Source organism: uncultured Subdoligranulum sp., from assembly GCF_963931595.1.
In the GTDB taxonomy this organism is placed as follows: Bacteria; Bacillota; Clostridia; order Oscillospirales; family Ruminococcaceae; genus Gemmiger.
In genome coordinates this window covers 1,000,605-1,021,628 of sequence record NZ_OZ007030.1, presented here as the reverse complement: position 1 = coordinate 1,021,628, position 21,024 = coordinate 1,000,605, and the positions used below count along the sequence as shown (strand labels likewise).

The window sequence follows — 21,024 nt, the reverse complement described above, 5'->3', positions numbered from 1 at the left end:
TTCCCTTTACCTTTTCTCCATTTTATTATATACTGTAGAAAACATTTTGCAAAGTAGGAATTCAGCAAGCGAGGATCGTATGAAAAGTTTTACCGCCGGCCCCAACGAAAACGGTGTCCGCCTGAGCCGTTTTGTGGAAAGTGTTACGCATCAGTTGCCGCGCAGCATGATGTATAAAGCCTTCCGCAACAAGCGCATCAAGGTCAATGGGAAACGTGCCGAACCGGATACCCGGCTTTCTGCCGGTGATCTTGTGGAAATGTACATCAACGATGAGTTTTTCCCGGCCCATCCCGTCGGCGCCAAACCGAAACCGCCGCGGCGCCAGCCCCCTGTCACGATCATATATGAGGACCAAAATTTTGCCGTACTTTATAAGCCCGCCCATCTGCTCTGCCACAGTGACCGCACAGGGGATTCCAATCTGGTGGATGCCTTTGCCGCCTATCTGGAGGCAAAGGGTGAATATGATCCCCATGCGGAACAGCGCTTTGCGCCCGCCTTGTGTAACCGGCTGGACCGCGGCACCGAAGGTCTGGTTCTTGCCGCAAAATCCTACCCGGCGCTGCGGGATCTGAACGAGATCATCCGGACCGATCTGATGAAAAAGGAATACCTTACCATCACCGTGGGCGCCCCTCCCATCGGCCGTCATGTTGCCTGGCTACAGCACAGTGAGAAAAACAACAAGGTCCGCATACACGCCCGGGAATCGGAAGGCTACAAACAGATCATCACCGAAGTGACCGTCATCCGTCAGTCCGGGCCTTTTGCCCTGTGCCGGATCGGTCTGATTACCGGACGTACACATCAGATTCGCGCCCATCTTTCCTACTTGGGTCATCCCGTCCTGGGGGACATCAAATACGGAAACCGGAAGATGAATGAGCGTACCGGACTGAAAACCCAGGCGCTGTGCGCCCAGCGTCTGACGTTCGGGCGGATTCCGCCGGAGAACAGCCTGCACTATCTGTCCGGTCGGGTCATCAAACTGGAGCATCCCGAAATTGTAAAACTGTTTGACCGCTTGTCCCAAGCATAACAAACAGCCGCTGCCAACCAATGGCAGCGGCTGTTTTCTTTTGCAATTGTGCCGAAAGGGCTTTTTGCCTTACGCAATGACGAAATGATACACCAGAGACACGGCAATAATCAACGCACAGACGATGGCCGTGATGGGGGGAGCCCAATGGATGATCCGTTCTGCCATCACATCGTCCTCACTGGCCTCATCATCGTCGGCATAACGGCCGCGCTTTTTACGGCGAGGCTCCTCGTCCTCCTCATCGTCGTAATCTAGTTCGTCGGTATCATACATCTGCGTACCCTCGTCGTCATCTTCCTCATCGTCAAAGAGATGACCTTTGGGCGCATAACGACGGACCCGCTCCATATCCGCATTGTCCTGATCGTCGTATTCTTTCGGATCATAGGTAGCGGTGGCATCCTCGGCATAATCGTCGTCAGCCTGGTCGATGGCAGCCTGGGCTGCCGCCGCTGTGGCTGCGGGATTGCTGGCCGGTGCACGCTGAGGCTGCGGTGCGACGTTATTTGCCACCGAGTTGATCTCCTGCTGCTGACGCTCCGCAGCACGGCGCGCCTCCTCCAGGATCGCGGTCAGCGTTGCCTTGATACCGGCACGGTCACCGCCGCACTCCGAACAATAGGTGCAGTTTTCCTCATTGGGATGGAACGCACCACAGGCGCAGAACCAGCCGTACTCCGTATCCTGGGGGACACAGGTCAGCATGCTGTTGCCCGTGCGCTGCTGTAGCGTTTTGGCGATGGATGCCGGCAGGACACGGGGCATCTGCAGACGGACACGCTTGTAGTTGCGCAGGTCCACGCCGCGTCCGTTCAGGAACGCACGATCCTGTTCCACTTCCACGCTGGAGACCGGCGTATCACTGACATAGACAGCATCGTCACTGCCAAAAACATCACCCGGCTGGGCATCCAGCTGCTCGTAGTAAAAGTCATCTTCGCACAGCACCTGGCCGGCGGCATCCTTGCATTTGAAATGAACCACCAGACCGGTCAGCGGCTCGGTGCCGACGTTCTTGAAAGTGAGACATACCGCAACTTCACCGGTGACATCCCCCTTCAGCAGTTCCACACGAACAAACTGAACCGGGCTGCCGGCCGTGTAATAATTGGCGCGGGATTGCGCCATCAGGGAAAAATTCTGATCCATGATCCAACACCTACTTTTTACTCTTGGGCGTCCGGTCGGTCTGCGTCCGGCTCGGCAGCAGTATCGGGCTTACGGGATTCTTCCTGTACGGGATCCGGGGCAGCCGCAGGCGCTTGCGGTTCGGCAACTTTTGTTGTCTCGCCTTTTCCCAGATCAAACGGCGGAAGGGTTCCCCCTTCCATCAGCGTTCTGAATTCATCACCGCTGATTTTTTCGCGTTCCATCAAAACGGTGGCCACTCTGTGGAGTTCCGTCATGTGCTCTGTCAGCAACCGCCGTGCCGTTTCATACGCTTCATCCACAATATCCCGGATCTCATTATCAATCTCCGAGGCAATCGCTTCGGAATATCCCTTTCCCTGCCCAAAATCACGGCCCAGGAAAGTCTGTTCCGGATCGCTGCCATACACAACAGGTCCCATCCGTTCCGAGAATCCGTACCGCGTGACCATAGCGCGAGCCGTATCGGTGGCGCGCTGCAGATCACTGGATGCACCCGTCGAAATATCATCCAGAACCAGCTGCTCGGCAACACGGCCGCCCAGCAGAGAAACGATGTTCTCGAACATGGCGGTTTTCGTCACATAACTGGGATCTTTCTCGGGCAGGTACATGGTGTACCCCCCCGCACCACCGCGGGAAATAATGCTGATCTGATGAACCGGGTCGTGATGCTTGCCAAAATACCCGGTAATGGCATGGCCTGTCTCGTGGTATGCCACCAGGCGGCGCTCATCGTCGGTTACAACATGGCTCTTCTTCTCAGGGCCCATCATGACCTTGACGGAAGCTTCTTCGATCTCCGGCTCGGTGATGGCTTTCTTGCCACGGCGGGCTGCAAGCAGCGCCGCCTCGTTCACAAGGTTTTCAAGGTCGGCACCGGAGAAGCCGGCCGTCGACCGGGCAATGGTTTTCAGGCTCACATCCGGTCCCAAGGGTTTGTTTTTGGTATGGACCTTGAGGATTTCCTCACGGCCTTTCACATCGGGCAACCCCACATAGACCTGCCGGTCAAAACGACCGGGGCGAAGCAGAGCCTTATCCAGAATATCTGCCCGGTTGGTGGCCGCCATGACGATCACACCGTCATTGGCATCAAAGCCGTCCATCTCCACAAGCAGCTGGTTCAGCGTCTGCTCGCGCTCATCATGACCGCCGCCCAGACCGGCGCCGCGCTGGCGGCCGACCGCATCGATCTCATCGATGAATACAATGGAAGGCATGGTCTTTTTGGCCTTTTCGAACAGATCACGCACACGGGAAGCACCGACACCGACATACATCTCCACAAAGTCGGAGCCGGAAATCGCATAAAACGGTACGCCCGCTTCACCGGCACAGGCACGGGCCAGCAAGGTTTTACCGGTACCCGGAGGGCCCACCAGCAAGACGCCGTGGGGAATCCGGGCGCCCAGGGAATTAAACTTGCTGGGCGCTTTGAGGAATTCCACCACTTCCTGCAGCTCTGCTTTCTCCTCATCTGCGCCGGCCACATCTGCGAAGGTGGCCTTGCGCTGATTTTCCTGCTGGTCTTTCACCTTGGCGCGGCCCACATTCATAATGCCGCCGCCAGCGCCGCCGCGGTACATCGACATGAACAGCATACCGAGGCTGCCCAGCATCACCACATAGAAGATGATTTCCAGCCATGGAATACTGGTTTTTGCCGCCACATAATCAAAAATCATCGGTGCATCCGGATTTGCTTCATTATATGCATCGATAAAATCAGAAATTTTTCCGGTGTTGAAGTCCACGCCATAGGGCAGCTTATAAACCACATACACCGTACCACCATTGGCCGGCAGCACCTCATCCTCCGAGTTGCCCAAATTGTTGAGCAGGCCGCCGGTCTGCTGATCTTCGCTCTGCACCGTGGTATCCGGCAGGGCAATCTTGCCTTCCTTCAGCCACATTTCCAGCTTATTGGTTCCCATGTCCAGACGGTAGGAGGTAACCTGCTGGTTTTCAAAATAATAATAGATTTCTGAGTAGTTGATATGGTTCGCAGCCGAAGCCGACAGCAACGGCGACAAGCTGACGAAGAACAAAATCAACACCATGAGCACGGCAACCACCAGGATGCCGCTGAAACGAGGTTTATGCTGCAAAAAATCAACTCCTATCCAGCGCCGCTGCGCCGGGTGATTTTGCCGCCCGAACCGGCATTATTTGCTGTACACTTCGGGTTTCAAAACGCCCACATAGGGCAGGTTACGGTATTTTTCATCATAATCCAGCCCGTAGCCCACCACAAATTCATCGGGGACTTCAAAGCCGAGATAATCCGGCTCGATTTCTGCCTTGCGGCGGCTGGGCTTGCTCAAAATGGTACAAAGGCGCACACTGCGCGGATTGCGCATCCGAAGCACCGGCAGCAGATGGGACAGCGTGATGCCCGTATCCAAGATATCCTCAACGATCAGGACATCCTTGCCGGTCAGATCGGCGTCCAGGTCTTTGACGATCTTCACCAGGCCGGTGGACATGGTGTTGGCGCCACCGTAGCTGGATACCACCATGAAATCAATGCCGCAGGGGATCTTGACGGCACGCATCAGGTCTGCCATAAAGACAACAGAGCCTTTTAAAATGGAAACCATCAGCAGATCCCGTCCTTCGTAATCCCGGCTGATCTGCGCTCCCAACTCGGCCACTTTGTTCTGAAGCTGCTCTTCCGATACTAAAATATGATCAATATCCTGATCCATGCTTTGCATATTACTCATCCTCCTCGGCTTTCTCCGTACGAACCATCCACACCTCATTGGTATAGGGATCGGGCGCAACGCCTTCGGCAAAACCGCTGCCCCACAACCAAAGCACTTCGCTGCCGTCTGCCAGGAGCGGCAACAACGGACGCTCATCCTGCGGAATCCCGAGTTCGTTATAGTATTTTTTTAATGTTTTGCGTACATGACGACCAGCCGGGCGGAAAAAATCTCCCGGCAGGCGCGTGCGCAATTGTAGATTCTTCTGTATTTTAGCACAATCTGCGCAACAGTTTAAGTCTTTTTTGAAAATTGGTTGATTTTTTAGAAATTCTTCATACTTTACACGGCGAAATTCTACAAAATAACCACCCGGCAGGAAAAATTGCCCTTCACTGAAAGGCTGCGGCGGTGCCGGAAGCGGGCGGATTCCTCCCGGTGTCAACCGGAACAGAATCCCGTTTTTTACTTTATAGGTCACTTCCGGAGTAAGCTGAAGAGCCCCTTCCCCTCTTTGCAGGAGAAAACGGAGCAGCGTGATATACTTTTCCTCCGCATCCCGTACCGGACTGATCAGGGAACGCAGTGCAGCATCCAGAACGGGCCCTTCCGCGCGGCGCAGCACCGACACGTCGTATCCTTTTTCCATCGAGGCTGCCTGCAGCAGCGCGGCCGCTTCGCCGGTTAGCCACCGGTCCAGATCCCGCATCTGGCGGCAAAGGCGTGCAATTGCCACCTCTGCTGCCGGATTGGCGTACTGCAAAGCAGGAATGGCATGATGCCGGATCCGGTTCCGGGCGTAGGTATCTTCCGCATTGGTCTCATCCTGCACATAGTTTTGCCCAAGTGCAGCGCAGTATGCTTCGGTTTCACCGCGCGTCAGGCAGAGGCAGGGACGGACATAATAGCCGCGGCGCGGTGGAATGCCCGCCATACCATGCACTCCCGTTCCGCGGGCCATGCGGAACAATACAGTCTCCACCTGATCCGACATGGTATGGGCGGTGGCAATGAAGGCTTCCTCCTGTACAGCCAGCTGATCGAACCAGCCGTAACGCAGACCTCTCGCCCATTCCTCGCTGGGCTGCTGCGGGATCTGAACCCCTTCCTTGACCGCATCATACAGAAACAGTTCCACACCGTTCTGACGGCAGAATGCCGTCACGAAATTGGCATCTGCAATGGCGTTCACGCCGCGGATGCCGTGATTGACATGCGTGGCCAACACCTCAATTTCCAGATCCCGGCGCCGGCGCAGTAAAAAAAGCAACAAAGCCATAGAGTCTGCTCCCCCGGAGCAGGCCGCAATGACTCTGTCGCCAGACTTGAACAAACCCTGCTGGCGGCAATATGCCAGCAAAGTTTCTTCCACATGTTGAATTACCTTTTCGTCCTCAGAACTCATGGGTCACATCCAAATTGCTGAACCGTGTATGGGCGCCATCCCAGCCAAGGCGGACCACGCTGGTCTCACCGTGACGGTTTTTGGCCACAATGCACTCGGCTTCGTTCTCGTTGGCCTGGTTTTCTTCACCGTTCTGCGAATTGTAGTACGCGGCACGGTACAGGAACAGGACGATGTCTGCATCCTGTTCGATAGAGCCGGAGTCACGCAGGTCGGACAGCTGCGGCCGGTGATCCGACCGCCCGGCCGTTTTTTCCGCCGCACGGGAAAGCTGCGACAGGGCAATGACAGGCACATTCAGCTCTTTTGCCATGATTTTGAGGTTTCGCGTGATATCACTGATTTCCTGTACGCGGCTTTCCGTCCGCTTGGCACTCTGCATCAGCTGCAGGTAATCGATGATCACAAGCCCGATCTTGTCTTTTTTGGGGTCCTGGTTGATCGTGCGGATCTTTGCCTTGATCTCCGGGACCGAAATGCCGGAGGTGTCATCCATATAGATGGGGGCATTGTAAAGCAGCGACGTGGCCTGTGCGAAATCGTTCCAGTCCGAATTGTTCAGCCGACCGGTCCGAAACGCCTGGCTGTCAATGTTGGCCGTACTGGAAAGAATACGGTCGGTCAGCTGCTCACAGGTCATTTCCAGACTGAAGATGATCGTGGGCACCTTCTGCTGGCGGGCCACATTGGTGGCAATATTCAACGCAAAACTGGTCTTGCCCATACCGGGACGGGCTGCCAAAATGATCAGGTCGGAACGTCCCAGACCGGTCAGCACGGTATCCAGGTAATTGAACCCGGTGGGAATACCGGCAAACTTGTCCCGGTCCGCACCGCTGAGCTTCTGCATCGTATCAATGACTTCCAGGATGGATTCCCGGATGGTCTTGACACCCGATTTGTCCCGTCCGCTGCGGATATCGTAGATTTTTTGTTCTGCCGATTCCAGCAGCAAGTCGGCATCCTCGCCGCTCGCCGTTTCGCTGAGAATGCTGCGGGCCGCCTCGATCAGACGACGCGCCTGGTACTTTTCCTTGACGATCTTGAAGTAGGAATCGACATTGGAAATGGCCGGAACCGTCTCGGCAATATGGGTGATGTACACCTTGGCGTCGTCGGCACTGGCGAACGTACCGGCTCCCGCCAGCGCGTTGACCAGCGTAATGATGTCCACCGCTTCGCTCTCGGTGTACAGCGTACGCATGGTTTCGTAGACTGCACGGTTCTGATCCGAATAGAACATCTCCGGTTCCATATCGGTGATGAGGCGGTTGAGAATCGTCTCATCCATCAGCGCCGCACCGAGAATGCTTTGCTCCGCCTGCATATTGTAGGGCATCTGAATGCCCAGACTGGAAAGACTCAACTCTTCATTGCGCGGCACAGCAAACATCCTCCTTTCCTTTACAGGTTTGCTGAAAAGCAGTTTTGCTTTACAGTTCTTCCACTTTCACTTTGAAGGTGGCCGTCACACCGGCATACAGCCGGACCGTCGCATCATAGCTGCCGAATTCCTTGATGGCCGAGGGAAGTTCCACCTTTTTCTTGTCAATTTCCGTGCCCGTGAGTTTGGTCAGCAGCTCGGCTACTTCCTTGCCGGTAACTTTGCCATACAGTTTGCCGGACGCACCGCCTTTGATCTTGGTCGCCACCGTCTGGCCCTGGATCTTCTCTGCCAGAGCCTGGGCAGCGGCCCGGGCTTCCGCCTCATGGTGTGCTTTCGCCTCGCTCTTGGTCCGGGCCTGGTTCAGGGCTGCCGCATCAGCGGGCGCTGCCAGACCACGCGGGAAAAGGAAATTGCGGGCGTATCCGTCCGAAACCTCATGGATTTCGTCCTTCTTGCCGATGGTTTTCACATCCTGTTTCAGAATGATTTTCATATCATTACCCTCCGATTCTATCAATGCATAGGTGCCGCCGCGGCATTTACTGCCTGCGAGGCACGATACAGGTCAATCTGTTCGCGGATCTTATGTTCCGCTTCATCCAGTGTACAATTCTGCAGCTGCGCGCCTGCCATCATCAGATGACCTCCGCCGCCCAGCGGTTCCAGGATGACCTGGACATTCAGGGCGCCCATACTGCGGGCAGAAATGTTCACCCCGCCGTTTTTGGCCACCGCCACAAAACTGGCATCCACACCATTGATGGTCAGCAGATCATTGGCAGCCATCGGCAGCACCACGTTCATGCCGGCATCCAGTTCGCCCGACAGTGCGATCGCACACCCCTTGTATATGTAAGCGCTCTCCACGATGTGGGCGCGCGCCTCATACTCCTCTTTGGATGTGTTGAACAACAGTTTGGTCTCGGCTGTCTGGGCGCCGCGGCTTCGCAGCCACGCAGCGGCTTCAAAAGTCCTCACGCCCACGTGCAGGGCAAAACTGCGGGTATCCAGCATGATACCTGCCAACAATGCCTGGGCCTCCAGCGGCGTGATGTTGCCTTCCTTCGGCATGAACTGCAGCAGCTCGCAAACCAGTTCGCTGGTACTGGACGCATAGGGTTCATGGTACAGCAAAAGCGGCTTGTCGATGTGTCCCACCGCCATGCGATGATGATCGATGACCACAATGCGCTTGCACTTTTCGTAAATTTTCTGGCTTTCCAGCAGTCGGACCTGGTAGGTATCCACCACGATCAGCAATGTGTTGGGGGTAAGGACCTCCAGCGTCTGATCCGGCGGAATAAAATCCTTGCCGCATCCGGCATCCAGAAAAGCCTTCAGCAGCGGCCCCGCCAGCGTGGCATCGCTGTTGATGGCGATCACAGCCGGCACCCCGCACATCTTGCAGATCCGCAGTACGCCGATCGCCGAGCCCACCGCATCCAGATCACTCATGCGGTGGCCCATGATGATGACGCTGTCGCTTCTCTTGATGAGATCACACAGCGCGCGGGAGATGATCCGGCTGCGCACATGACTGCGCTTTTCCACGCCGTGGGAAATACCGCCGTAGAACTCAAATCCATCTACGGTTTTGACAGCCGCCTGATCGCCGCCGCGTCCCAGCGCAATGTCGATACTTTCCCGTGCCATCTGGTGGCATTCCTGCAAAGTTTTTCCGCCGTGTCCCACGCCGATGGACAAGGTGGTAAGTCCGCCCGGATGCAAAGCGCGTACCTTATCCAGGATATCAAACCGCTCCTGGATCATCCATCGGACATCGCGTTCTTCCACCACCGCAATATATCGGCTGTTGGACACTCTGCGCAGGAAGCCGGTGCTCCGTCCGATATAGGTTTCCAGCAGGCTGTTGATGGCTTCCAGTTCTTTTGCCTGTTCACTGTCCTTCATATCGTCAAACAGTTCATCGTAACTGTCGATGACAATAATCAGACAGGCCGGGCGGCTCTCGGTATATTCCTCCAGGGTCTGCTTGTAGAACGTATCGTCCACCAGATACACAATACTGGCGCCGCGGCTTCCCTTGGCTGCCCCTGCATACGCAGTGTAGCGCCGCTCCCCCACAGCCAGATCCTGACCATGGGGACGCGAACAGACCGCCAGATCCAGATCCGGGAATACCCGGTCCACAGGACGTGTTACCACGTCGCTGCCGTTCAGGACTTTTTCCCGGAAGAAGGCATTATACCACAGAATCCGTCCATCCGCAACGAGCATGGTGGGGATCGGCAGTCCGGTCAGGCTGTACTGGATGCGGCTGTTTTCAAAATCCGTACTGCATAGCTGTTCGGCCACATAGGCACGCAATTTGCGCCGTTTATACCACAGTACACCAAATGCCAGAGCCACCAGCACCAGCGGCACGAGAAGCCACCGCGGCGAAACAAGGGCCACTGGCACAACCATAACCACCAGCGCCACCAGCAGCAGCAACAAAATTGCTGCCACATCCAGGCCATCTTTGTGTTTCATGGTGAAAACCCCACATTTCCGCCCGACGGGCGGATTTTCAAACTTCCAGCAGGATGGGCAGAATCATCGGGCTGCGTTTGGTGCGGCGATAGATATAGCTGGACAGCGCCTCACGCACCCGGGCTTTCACGCTGGCCCAGTCATGCATGTTATCGCTCAGGCTGCGGTCCAAAGCCATTTCCACCTGGGTGCGCAGACCATCCATCAGTTCTTCGCTTTCCCGCACATAGACAAAGCCGCGGCTGACGATGTCCGGGCCCGAAAGGACCTGGCCGTTGGAACCGTCCACAGCTGCCGTCACAACGATGATACCATCCTCCGACAGATGATGGCGGTCCCGCAGAACGACGTTGCCCACATCGCCCACACCGTATCCATCCACCATCACAGCACCGGCCGTGACGGTGTTCTCCACCGTCATGCCGTCCGCCGAGATCCGGATATTCTGTCCGTTCTCCGCAATATAGATGTTCTGTTTCGGCACATACCCCAGATGCTCCGCCGTTTCGGCATGACGTTTGAGCTGCTTGAACTCGCCGTGCACCGGCAGGAAGAACTGGGGATGCGCCAGTGTGAGCATCAGTTTCTGCTCTTCCTGGCAGGCATGACCCGAAACATGGGTATCATACATGTTCTCGTAGATCACTTCTGCGCCCAGGCTCAGAAGACCGTTGACCACCTTGGTCACCGTCTTTTCGTTTCCGGGGATCGGGCGGGCCGAAATGATGATGAAATCATTGGGGCCAACCTTTACCTGGCGATGGCTGGCCTGCGCCATCCGGGACAGTGCGGACAGCGGTTCGCCCTGGCTGCCGGTCGTGATCAGCACCACCTTCTCCGGCGGATACTTGTTGACCTCGTCAATATCGATAAGCACGTTGTCCGGCGCATGCAGGTACCCCAGTTCCCGCGCCATCTCGGTATTGGACACCATGCTGCGGCCGCTCACGGCGACCTTACGTCCCGATTCAATGGCCAGATCGATGATCTGCTGGACACGGTAAATATTGGAGGCAAAGGTTGCCACGATGATTCTGCGGTTGCGGGCGCGGGCAAACAGTCGGCGGACACCTTCCGCCACCGTCTGCTCTGTGGCCGTGAAGCCGGGACGTTCCGCGTTGGTGGAGTCGGCCAGCAGGGCCAGCACGCCACGGCGGCCATACTCCGCAATGGTGGACAGGTCGGTCACCGCATCCCCGGAAAGAGGCGTGTAATCCACCTTGAAGTCGCCGGTATGAATCACAATGCCCGCCGGGCACTCAATGGCAAAGGCCAATGCGTCCGGAATGGAGTGGTTCACATGGATGGGCTCCACCGTGAAGCACCCCAGCTTGACCTTCTGGCGCGGGCGAATTTCATGGAAAATCGCACTGGAGGCCAGACCATGCTCTTCCAGCTTGTTCTTGATCAGGCCGATGGTCAGGCGGGCTGCGTAGATCGGCACATTGAATTTTTTCAGAAGATAGGGCAGGCTGCCGATGTGGTCCTCATGGCCGTGGGTGATAAACAGACCTTTGATCCGGTCCTTGTTCTCCAGCACATAGGTGAAATCAGGAATGACCAGGTCCACGCCGAACATATCTGCATCGGGGAACACCAAACCACAGTCCACCAGAATCATATCACCCTGGCACTCGTACAGAGTAATGTTTTTGCCCACTTCTCCCAGACCGCCCAGCGGGCAGATATGCATCGGAATAGCCGGTGTCATTTCATAGCTGTGCGGCTGCTGTCTACGGCCGCGCCGGGTCGGCTTGTTGTTGGCAGGCGCCCCATGATTGTTTTGTCCCTGCTGGCTGTGGCTGCGGCGGGAACGCGGAGCGGGCGTGCTCTGTGCAGCTGTTGCAATGTCAGCTGCCGCAGGCTGCGCCGTGCGGCGCCGGGGCTTGCGCGGTGCAGTGCCGGTTTGGGTCTTTTTATCTGAACGGGGTGCGCGATGCGCGGCGTTTTTTTCTCCGGAAGCCTGTCCGGGGCGGGAATTCGTCACTTTGCGTTTGGGCTTAACTTCTTCCATGAAAACCTCCATACTTTCTGACGACAGAACCCGACACCTGCAAACAGTATCCGCCGGGTTTTCTATCCTGTATTTGCGATTTATGTATTTGTTCTTTGGGTGGGCGCGAAAAGTCCGCCTGAAAAGGCGCGGCCGGGCCCCGTCTATACACAACATTGCAGTTATCAAATATTATAAACGCTCTCCTTTATCTTGTCAAACTTGCCATAAGGAAGCAAAGCGGGTATAATTCCTGTACAAGGATTATTGCCAGTACCAGGAGATTTATATGAAACAAATTGAGATCTATACCGACGGAGCCTGCAGCGGCAACCCCGGCCCCGGCGGCTGGGGTGCCATCCTGCGTTTTCGCACTCGGGACAAGATATATGAGAAGGAGCTGTCCGGCGGAAATGCACAGACTACCAACAACCGCATGGAGATGACCGCGCTGCTGGAGGCGTTGCGCCAGCTGAAGGAGCCCTGTGCCATTGATCTGTACAGTGACAGCCAGTATGTGATCAACGCACTGGAAAAAGGATGGGCCAAAGGCTGGCGCGCCCGCGGCTGGAAAAAAGCGGATAAAACCCCCGCCCTGAATGCCGATCTCTGGGCGCCATTGCTCGCCGAAAGCGAGAAACACCAGCTCACCTACCACTGGCTCAAAGGACACGCCGGGCACCCCGAAAATGAGCGCTGTGACCGCATGGCCGTGGAGCAGAGCAAAAAACACGGTGGCCGGCAGGCCTAATACCGCAAGGAGGACTTCTATGGAAGGTTTCAACACCTTTGAAAAGCAGCAGACCGTTCTGATGGGCATGAGCGGCGGCGTCGATTCCAGCGTCGCTGTCCGCATCCTGCAGGATCAGGGATTTGCCGTACAAGGCGCCGTCATCCGTTTTTCGCCGGCGCACGAAGGCGCTGTTGCGGCAGCCAGGGAATCCGCCGATACCCTCGGCATTCCGCTGCACGTCATCGATGCACAGGACGCCTTTGAGCGGTTTGTGATTCAGCCTTTCTGTGAAAGCTATTGCGCCGGGAAGACCCCCAATCCCTGCATCGCATGCAATCCCTTTGTCAAGTTCCGTCTGCTGTCTGAAAAGGCCGACGAGCTGGGCTGTTCCTGGATTTCCACCGGCCATTACGCCCGTGTGCAGGTTGATAACGACGGCATCAGCCGGATTGCCGTGCCCGAAAGCGCCGCCCGCGACCAGAGCTATATGCTTTACCGTCTGCCGCAGGATATTCTCCGCAAGCTGATCCTTCCCTTGGGAGAATTCGAGAAAGATGACATCCGTGCCATGGCCCGTGAGCTGCACCTTGCCTGTGCCGATGCGCCGGACTCTATGGAGATCTGCTTTATCCCGGACGGAGATTATGCCGCCTATATCCGGCAGCGGGGATTCACTCCGAAAACCGGGCATTTCATCGGCCCCCAGGGCGAAGATCTCGGCGCACACGCCGGCGTCGACCATTACACGGTGGGCCAGCGCAAAGGACTGGGTATCGCCGCCGGGCGCCCTCTGTTCGTCAAGACCATTCTGGAAAACGGCGACATTCAGCTGGCTGAAACCGGTCAGGAATACAGCACCCGTGTCACGCTCCAGAGTATGGTAACGCCGGACGGACAGCCTCTGCCTGCCGGCGAATACCTTGTCAAGATCCGCAGTGCCGCCCGCCCCACCCCCTGCTCCTATGACGGCAACGGAGGCATCCTGTTCCCGGAACCGGTCCGCGCACCGGCGCCCGGGCAAAGTGCGGTGTTCTATTGTAACGGCACAGTATATGGCGGCGGTATCATCGCCGAAACCGACTGACTTCTTTCCAAGACAAAAATAAACAAGCCTTCCCGCAGCCGCGGGAAGGCTTGTTTCGTACATTCAGTGTTTTTTGAAGAACGGTGTAAAATCAAAGGTGGCGAAGTAATCTTCCGGCGTCTCTGCGCGGCGGATCAACTGGTGGGTGCCGTCCTCTTTCAGCAGAACTTCCGCGCTGCGGAGTTTGCCGTTGTAATTGTATCCCATTGAGAAGCCATGGGCGCCGGTATCATGGATGAACAGCACATCACCTTTGTCAATCTTTGGCATCATGCGGTCAATGGCGAACTTGTCGTTGTTCTCGCACAGACCGCCGGTGATGTCGTACTTATGGTCGCAGGGCTCGTTCTCCTTGCCCAGTACCGTGATGTGATGGTAGGCGCCATACATGGCCGGGCGCATCAGGTTGGCTGCGCAGGCATCCACACCGATGTACTCCTTGTAGATGTGCTTTTCGTGCAGCACCGTCGTGACCAGGCCGCCGTAAGGAGCCAGCATATAACGGCCCATCTCGGTGAAGAGCGCCACATCCCCCATTCCAGCGGGAACCAGAATTTCCTCAAACTGTTTGCGGACGCCCTCGCCGATCTTGGCGATATCGTTGCTGCGCTGCTCCGGGCGATAGGCGATGCCTACGCCGCCCGACAGGTTGATGAACTTGATCTTGGCACCCGTGCGCTCATGAAGACGCACCGCCAGACGGAACAGGATGCCCGCCAGTTTCGGGTAATACTCATCGGTGACCGTATTGCTGGCCAGGAACGCGTGAATGCCGAACTCTTCGGCGCCCAAGGCCATCAATTTGGTGTAGGCCTCCGCCATCTGGTCCTCGCTCATACCATATTTGGCATCGCCGGGGTTATCCATGATGCCATTGCCCAGGTCAAAGACTCCACCCGGATTGTAGCGGCAGCAGATGGTTTTGGGAATACCCGCCACCCGCTGCAGGAACTCCACGTGGGTCAGATCATCCAGGTTGATGTAGGCGCCCAGTTCGTAGGCCTTCTGCATATCCTGCACCGGCGTATCGTTGGAGGAGAACATGATATCACTCCCCGTAAAACCGCACGCCTCACTCATCAGCAGTTCGGTATAGCTGGAGCAGTCCACGCCGCAGCCTTCCTCCTGCAGGATTTTCAGGATATACGGATTGGGCGTGGCTTTTACGGCGAAATATTCTTTGAATCCTTTGTTCCAGGCAAACGCCGCATTGACACGGCGGGCATTCTCCCGGATTCCCTTTTCATCATACAGGTGGAACGGCGTAGGCACGTCAGCGATGATGGCCTTGGCCTGTTCCAGCGTCACGAACGGCAGTTTTTGCGACATTTTTCTTTCCTTTCCGCTTCCCCCAGATTACATTCAGAACGTTTGTATTATAAACCGTTTTGGAAAATCCGGCAAGAGGCTTTGCAAATTTATACACCGTTATACAATAAGGTCTTCTGCCTCGGCCGCCTTGTTCTGCATGTGCAGCCGGGCAGCCAGAAGCCGGTTATCCAGCTGCCGGCAAGTCCACATGTAGGCGGGATACAGGAACAGGCAGGCTGCCACCCAGGCCGCGGGATTGGCCAGTTCCGCACCCAAATACCCCACAACCGGAACCAGAATGATGGCCACCGCCGTACGCGCGACCATCTCCGCCACACCGGCCATCATGGCCAGCGTGGAATAGCCAAGTCCCTGGATGGTGTACCGCCACACGATCAGAGCCCCCAGCGGGATGAAGAAAACACTGTTCCAGAACAGATACTCCTGTCCCATGCGGACAATGTCCACCTCGGTGGAGGTATCCAGGAACAGCCCCATGATGGCCACATCCCCGAAGTGCAACAGAATCAGCGAGCCGATGGCATAGATCGTTGCAATCAGCAGGGCACTGCGGACGCCCTGGCGCACGCGGTCCATCCGCGCTGCTCCCAGGTTCTGCCCACCGTAGGTTGCCATGGCAGTGCCGATACTCTCCAGGGGAGCGGTAAGAAGGTTCATCGTCTTGCTGGCCGCCGTGACCGCTGCCACCGCCGTGCTGCCCAGCATATTGACCGCCCACTGCACAATGACGCTGCCGATGGCCGTGATGCTGCACTGCAGTCCCATGGGAAGCCCGATGCCAAGCAGGCGGACACAGGCCCTCTGATTCAGGCGCCCTTCCCCCTTTTCCATACGGAGCACTTCAAATCTGCGGCACAGATAGGCAAAACTCAGCACACCGGAAACTGCCTGGGAAAGATCCGTTGCCAGCGCCGCGCCAAAGATGCCCATCTGAAGCGGGATCACGAACACCAGATCCAGAACGATATTCAAAGCACTGGTCAGGATCAGGAAGTACAGCGGCGTCTTGCTGTCGCCCAATGCACGCATAATCCCCGCCACCATATTGTACAGAAAGATAAACGGGATGCCTGCAAAAATCCAGCCGATATAGACAGCGGCGCCGTCCAGGATATCTGCCGGCGTCTGCATCAGAATCAGCAAAGGCCGTGTCAGGCTCACCGTCAGGCCCGTGAGTATCACACTGCCGGCCACACACAGCCAGGCCGCATTTGCCACGTGACGGCGCAGATCGTGATAATCCCGCGCGCCGAAAAGCTGCGCAATGGGGATGGCGAAACCATTGCACACGCCGATCACAAAACCCAGAATCAGATAATTGATGGAGCCGGTGGACCCCACGGAGGCCAGCGCGCTGACACCACAGTATTTTCCCACAATAATGGTGTCGGCCAGCGCGTAGAATTGTTGAAACAGATTGCCCAGTGTGAGCGGCAGCGTGAACAGCAAAATTACTTTCAGCGGACTCCCGCTTGTCAAATCCTTTGTCATATCCCAAATCCCCCTGCTATACATTCAAATTTCGCGTCTGGTATTATAGCACAGCTTCTGCGAAAAACAAGAGCCTTGGAACCTAATTTTTACAACAAAAAAGACCTGTCAAATGACAGGTCTTTTTGGCAGGGGTAGAAGGATTCGAACCCTCGGCACGCGGTTTTGGAGACCGCTGCTCTACCAACTGAGCTATGCCCCTATATAAAACGCCCACAGTGCAAGATACGCTGTGGGCGTTTAGCTGGAGCTGCTAAGCAGATTTGAACTGCTGACCTCATCCTTACCAAGGATGCGCTCTACCAACTGAGCTATAGCAGCAAATGGCGACCCGAATCAGGCTCGAACTGACGACCTCTAGCGTGACAGGCTAGCGTTCTAACCAACTGAACTACCGGGCCATACCCAGCTTGTTGTCCGCCGTGGCGGCTGCAACGTCAATTATTATAGCCAAAGAACCCCCAACTGTCAACCCCTTTTTTGATTTTTTTTGGATTTTTTTGAAGTTTTTTCTTTTTCGATTTTGATACGTCATTTTTGTTTTCAGATTGCATTATTTTCCTGCCGGTGGTATCATGGTATCAGTTCTTTTTACGGGAAACAGGCGGTCTGTTATCCCCAGCCGGAAAAAGCTCGGCCCGGTACTGCCACCATATCACCAGCGCCACAACTGCCGCCCCCACGCCGCTCTGTACGCCAAATTGCAAAAAGGCCACAGGAACGGCCAGCGTGACGGCAAGTACCACCCCCACAGCGCGTTTTGGGATGCCCGCCGCCGCCACACCGCCCGCCAGGCAGCAAACAGCCCCGGTAACAGGAAGATACAGTACCAGCCAGGTTCCTGCCACAACTACGGCACGGCCGCCGCGGACGCGCCTCCATACCGGGAATGCATGCCCCAGAACGGCGCCGATTCCTCCGTAAAGAGCCGCCAGATGTTCCAGTTCCGGTGCGGCCAGCCGATAACAGAACCAGCAGGCCAGTACCGTTTTCAAGGTGTCCCCTGCCACCACCGCCCAGCCTGCTCCCCTGCCGAGACAGCCAGCCACATTGTCCGCATCGGGTGCACCGGTTCCGATTGCCCCCACGCCTGAACCGGCAAGGCACCGCGCCACGATATCGGCAGTCAGGAAGCAGCCAAAGGCGTATCCCGCCAAGAGGCACAATCCTTTCAGCAGATAACTCGGTTCAGCCCACATGGTCTTGTTCCTCCCCATATTTTAGTAAGAGGTGTTTTCGCATGGATTTGCAAACGTTACAATCAGAGTGCCTGGCATGCCGCCGGTGCAGCCTGTGCGAATCCCGTACCAACGTCGTGTTCGGCCAGGGCGCGCCCGATGCCGAAGTGCTTTTTGTCGGCGAAGGTCCCGGCGCCAACGAAGACGCCCAGGGGCTCCCCTTTGTGGGGCGGAGCGGCCAGCTGCTGGACCATTATCTGGAAGCTGTGGACCTGAGCCGGAGCAAAAATGTCTACATCGCCAACATTGTCAAATGCCGTCCGCCGAAGAACCGGGATCCTCTCCCGGAAGAATCGGCGGCCTGTCTGCCCTGGCTCCGGCAGCAGTTCCAGCTTCTGCGCCCCAAAATCATCGTCTGCCTCGGACGCATTGCCGCCCAGCAGCTCATTGAGCCCGGTTTTTCCGTCACCCGCGATCACGGCAAATTCTTCAACAAGCACGGCACGCTCTTTATGGCCACCTACCATCCCGCTGCGCTGCTGCGCTATCCCGTCAACAAACCTGCCGTTTTCGGGGATTTCGTGGCATTGCGGGAGAAGATTTCCCAGGTCTGTGAACACACCTATTGATACAAGGAGTTGACCACCATGTCGCCGGAACCGCTGGCACTCACCCTGCCCATCCGGCAGCTGGTGGAATTTTTATTGCGCACCGGCAGCATTGACAACCGCTTTACCGGTTTTGACCGCGCCAACGAAGGCGCCCGCCTGCACCGCAAGCTGCAGCGCGCCGCTGCCAAAGAATTTTCCGATTACCAGGCCGAAGTTGCCCTTACCCAAGAGTATGGCTGCTGTGGCATTCATTATACCCTGGAAGGCCGCGCTGACGGTATTTATACAGCAGCCGACGGCACCGTCACGGTGGACGAGATCAAAACCACAGCCCTGCCTCTGGAGAAAATCACCGGGGAGCAGTCCCCTGAACACTGGGCCCAGGCAAAAGTCTATGCTGCCATCTACGCCGGGCAGCATCAGCTTTCCGTGATGCAGGTCCGCCTCACCTACTATCAGGTGGATGTGGAGCAGGTGCTGTACTTTACCAAGACCTTCTCCGCCGGAGAGCTGGACACTTTCGTTCTGGACTTGCTGACCCAGTATGCGCCATGGGCCCAGCGAGCCGCCCGATGGCGGGAGGCCCGCCAGGAGGGGCTGCATCAGCTCACTTTCCCATTTCCGACCTATCGCGCAGGACAGCGCGCCATGATCAAGGCGGTCTATGAAACCTGCCGGGACGGCGGACAATTGCTATGTCAGGCCCCCACCGGCATCGGAAAGACCATGAGCGTTCTGTTCCCTGCCCTGAAAGCGCTGGAACAGGGCGGTCCCGTCTTCTATCTCACCGCGCGGGGAACCACCCGTGCAGCCGCGGAGGCCGCCCTGGCCACCCTGCGGGCCCATGATGCAGACCTTTCCCTGCGAAGCGTCACGCTGACGGCCAAGGACAAAATCTGTATGCAGGAAACGCGGGAGTGTACGCCGGAGGCCTGCCCGTATGCAAACGGATACTACGACCGCATCAAAACCGCCCTGTGGAACGCGCTGGACCTGCCAGCCCTGACGGCCGAGGTACTGCAGCAGCTTGCCCGCCAGTATGAAGTGTGTCCCTTTGAGCTGGCGTTGGATCTGAGCCTCTGGAGCGATGTGGTGATCGGTGATTACAATTATCTGTTTGACCCGGTGGTACATCTGGCACGCTTCTTTGAAAGCCGCGGCGATTATCTTTTTCTCATCGACGAAGCCCACAACCTTCCTTCCCGGGCGCGGGAAATGCACAGTGCCACGCTGTGCAAAAGCAATTTCTGGGATGCCAAGAAACGCCTCGGGACCGGCAAAAGCAGCCTGAAAAACGCCCTGAACAAAATCAATGAGATTTTTATTTTCTGGCGCCATCGCTGTGAGGAAACCCCGGCCGATGTCCGTTTTGGAAAGACCTTTTTCGAAAGGGAGCGGGCCGAGGCTCTGGACCGTGCCCTGACCAAACTTTGCGAACCTCTGGAAAACTGGCTGGACGAGCACCGGGAGCCCGGGGAAACCCACGATGCACTGCTGCAGCTCTACTTTGATGTGCGCGGCTGGCTTCGCATTGCGGACACATTCGATGACCACTTTGTGTTGCAGATTTCGGCCCACGGCAGCGAAGTCCGGGCGTCCATGCTCTGTCTGGATCCCAGCGCCTTTCTGGCCGACGACTTTTCCAAAGGTCGAGCCGCCATTCTGTTCAGTGCCACGCTGGCGCCTGCAGGGTACTACAAGGATCTGTGCGGGCTGCCTGATGCACGTGCCGTGGCTTTGCGCAGTCCTTTTCCGGCCCGGAATCTGGGGCTGTGGTGTGCCCGGCATGTCAGCACCCGCTACAGGGACCGTTCTGCCAGCATCGCACAGGTTTCCGATCTGATCGCCTGCATGGCAGATGCCCGGACCGGCAACTATCTTGCCTTCTTTCCCAGCTACAGTTATCTGCAGGCGGTTCTGGAGGACTTTTCGGCCCGGTACCCCACGGTCACCACAATCTGTCAGCAGAGCAGCATGGATGAAACCCAGCGCACCGAATTTCTTGGGCATTTCGATCCCCATCCGCAAAAAACACAGATCGGGTTTGCCGTTCTTGGCGGTGTATTCGGCGAGGGCGTGGACCTTACCGGGGACCGGCTGATCGGTGTGGCTATCGTCGGCCCGGGCCTGCCCCAGGTCGGCCCCCGCCAGGAACAGCTGCGCCAGCACTTTGAGGAGACCCGCGGTTCCGGCTTCGATTACGCGTACCGCTATCCCGGCATGAACAAAGTCCTGCAGGCGGCCGGACGGGTAATCCGGACACCCCAGGACAAAGGCATTGTTGTGTTGATCGACGACCGCTTTGCTGCCCAGGACACCCGCCGGCTGATGCCCCCGCACTGGGATCATCTTCGCTTTGTGGACAGCACCGAGAGTCTGCGCCGTGAACTGGCATCTTTCTGGGGCCTGTAA

The 21,024-nt window shown here is 56.8% G+C and carries 16 protein-coding genes and 3 tRNA genes; 5 read left to right on the top strand and 14 right to left on the bottom strand.

All coding sequences use genetic code 11. The features are described from left to right. The first annotated feature begins 79 nt into the window (after positions 1 to 79). Positions 80 to 1,042 carry an RluA family pseudouridine synthase gene (locus tag ABGT73_RS04785; RefSeq protein ID WP_346668675.1) on the top strand — a complete coding sequence of 321 codons (963 nt, stop codon included), beginning with the start codon at positions 80 to 82 and terminating at the stop codon, positions 1,040 to 1,042. Between the two features lie 69 nt (positions 1,043 to 1,111). Here the strand turns inward: ABGT73_RS04785 and ABGT73_RS04780 are convergent, their stop codons facing one another. The 8 genes from ABGT73_RS04780 to ABGT73_RS04745 all read right to left on the bottom strand — a co-directional run bounded on the left by ABGT73_RS04780 (position 1,112) and on the right by ABGT73_RS04745 (position 12,204). Then, on the bottom strand, positions 1,112 to 2,194 hold the full coding sequence (locus ABGT73_RS04780; RefSeq protein ID WP_346668674.1) for a hypothetical protein: 1,083 nt from the start codon (positions 2,192 to 2,194) through the stop codon (positions 1,112 to 1,114). A gap of 17 nt (positions 2,195 to 2,211) precedes the next feature. Beyond that, positions 2,212 to 4,257, bottom strand: a complete 2,046-nt coding sequence (gene ftsH / locus ABGT73_RS04775; RefSeq protein WP_346670309.1) for an ATP-dependent zinc metalloprotease FtsH — start codon at positions 4,255 to 4,257, stop codon at positions 2,212 to 2,214. A 105-nt stretch (positions 4,258 to 4,362) separates the two neighbouring features. After that, complete coding sequence (hpt, locus tag ABGT73_RS04770; RefSeq protein WP_346668673.1) at positions 4,363 to 4,914, bottom strand: hypoxanthine phosphoribosyltransferase; 552 nt, start codon at positions 4,912 to 4,914, stop codon at positions 4,363 to 4,365. 1 nt (position 4,915) lies between these two features. Next, a complete protein-coding gene (gene tilS, locus ABGT73_RS04765) occupies positions 4,916 to 6,310 on the bottom strand; it encodes a tRNA lysidine(34) synthetase TilS (protein WP_346668672.1) in 1,395 nt (464 codons plus the stop codon). Further along, positions 6,300 to 7,703: a replicative DNA helicase gene (gene dnaB, locus ABGT73_RS04760; RefSeq protein ID WP_346668671.1), complete on the bottom strand. Its 1,404-nt coding sequence runs from the start codon at positions 7,701 to 7,703 to the stop codon at positions 6,300 to 6,302. The genes tilS and dnaB overlap by 11 nt, the downstream gene beginning before the upstream one ends. A 40-nt stretch (positions 7,704 to 7,743) precedes the next feature. Then, positions 7,744 to 8,190: a 50S ribosomal protein L9 gene (rplI, locus tag ABGT73_RS04755; RefSeq protein WP_346668670.1), complete on the bottom strand. Its 447-nt coding sequence runs from the start codon at positions 8,188 to 8,190 to the stop codon at positions 7,744 to 7,746. A gap of 20 nt (positions 8,191 to 8,210) precedes the next feature. Beyond that, positions 8,211 to 10,190: a DHH family phosphoesterase gene (locus ABGT73_RS04750; protein WP_346668669.1), complete on the bottom strand. Its 1,980-nt coding sequence runs from the start codon at positions 10,188 to 10,190 to the stop codon at positions 8,211 to 8,213. Between the two features lie 37 nt (positions 10,191 to 10,227). Then, entirely contained in the window at positions 10,228 to 12,204 is a 1,977-nt protein-coding gene (locus ABGT73_RS04745) for a ribonuclease J (RefSeq protein ID WP_346668668.1), read from the bottom strand. A 268-nt stretch (positions 12,205 to 12,472) separates the two neighbouring features. Here ABGT73_RS04745 and rnhA point away from each other — a divergent pair, with 268 nt between their 5' ends. Continuing rightward, positions 12,473 to 12,934 (top strand): ribonuclease HI, encoded by a 462-nt coding sequence (gene rnhA / locus ABGT73_RS04740; RefSeq protein WP_346668667.1) that lies wholly within the window; start codon positions 12,473 to 12,475, stop codon positions 12,932 to 12,934. Positions 12,935 to 12,953: 19 nt separating this feature from the next. Then, the gene (gene mnmA / locus ABGT73_RS04735; RefSeq protein WP_346668666.1) at positions 12,954 to 14,000 is read left to right on the top strand and encodes a tRNA 2-thiouridine(34) synthase MnmA; all 1,047 of its coding nucleotides are present in this window, start codon (positions 12,954 to 12,956) and stop codon (positions 13,998 to 14,000) included. A gap of 63 nt (positions 14,001 to 14,063) precedes the next feature. Here the strand turns inward: mnmA and ABGT73_RS04730 are convergent, their stop codons facing one another. The 6 genes from ABGT73_RS04730 to ABGT73_RS04705 all read right to left on the bottom strand — a co-directional run bounded on the left by ABGT73_RS04730 (position 14,064) and on the right by ABGT73_RS04705 (position 18,022). Then, positions 14,064 to 15,329, bottom strand: coding sequence for a diaminopimelate decarboxylase (locus tag ABGT73_RS04730; RefSeq protein WP_346668665.1), 1,266 nt, complete (start codon positions 15,327 to 15,329; stop codon positions 14,064 to 14,066). Positions 15,330 to 15,428: 99 nt separating this feature from the next. Next, positions 15,429 to 16,823 (bottom strand): MATE family efflux transporter, encoded by a 1,395-nt coding sequence (locus tag ABGT73_RS04725; RefSeq protein ID WP_346668664.1) that lies wholly within the window; start codon positions 16,821 to 16,823, stop codon positions 15,429 to 15,431. A gap of 126 nt (positions 16,824 to 16,949) precedes the next feature. Continuing rightward, positions 16,950 to 17,025 (bottom strand) — tRNA-Trp (locus ABGT73_RS04720). 43 nt (positions 17,026 to 17,068) lie between these two features. Then, positions 17,069 to 17,144: transfer RNA gene (locus ABGT73_RS04715), tRNA-Thr, on the bottom strand. A gap of 3 nt (positions 17,145 to 17,147) precedes the next feature. Then, positions 17,148 to 17,224: transfer RNA gene (locus ABGT73_RS04710), tRNA-Asp, on the bottom strand. Between the two features lie 180 nt (positions 17,225 to 17,404). Beyond that, the gene (locus ABGT73_RS04705) at positions 17,405 to 18,022 is read right to left on the bottom strand and encodes a glycerol-3-phosphate acyltransferase (RefSeq protein ID WP_346668663.1); all 618 of its coding nucleotides are present in this window, start codon (positions 18,020 to 18,022) and stop codon (positions 17,405 to 17,407) included. A gap of 41 nt (positions 18,023 to 18,063) precedes the next feature. Here ABGT73_RS04705 and ABGT73_RS04700 point away from each other — a divergent pair, with 41 nt between their 5' ends. Both ABGT73_RS04700 and ABGT73_RS04695 read left to right on the top strand, forming a co-directional pair. After that, complete coding sequence (locus tag ABGT73_RS04700; RefSeq protein ID WP_346668662.1) at positions 18,064 to 18,630, top strand: uracil-DNA glycosylase; 567 nt, start codon at positions 18,064 to 18,066, stop codon at positions 18,628 to 18,630. Positions 18,631 to 18,648: 18 nt separating this feature from the next. Then, on the top strand, positions 18,649 to 21,024 hold the full coding sequence (locus ABGT73_RS04695; protein WP_346668661.1) for an ATP-dependent DNA helicase: 2,376 nt from the start codon (positions 18,649 to 18,651) through the stop codon (positions 21,022 to 21,024).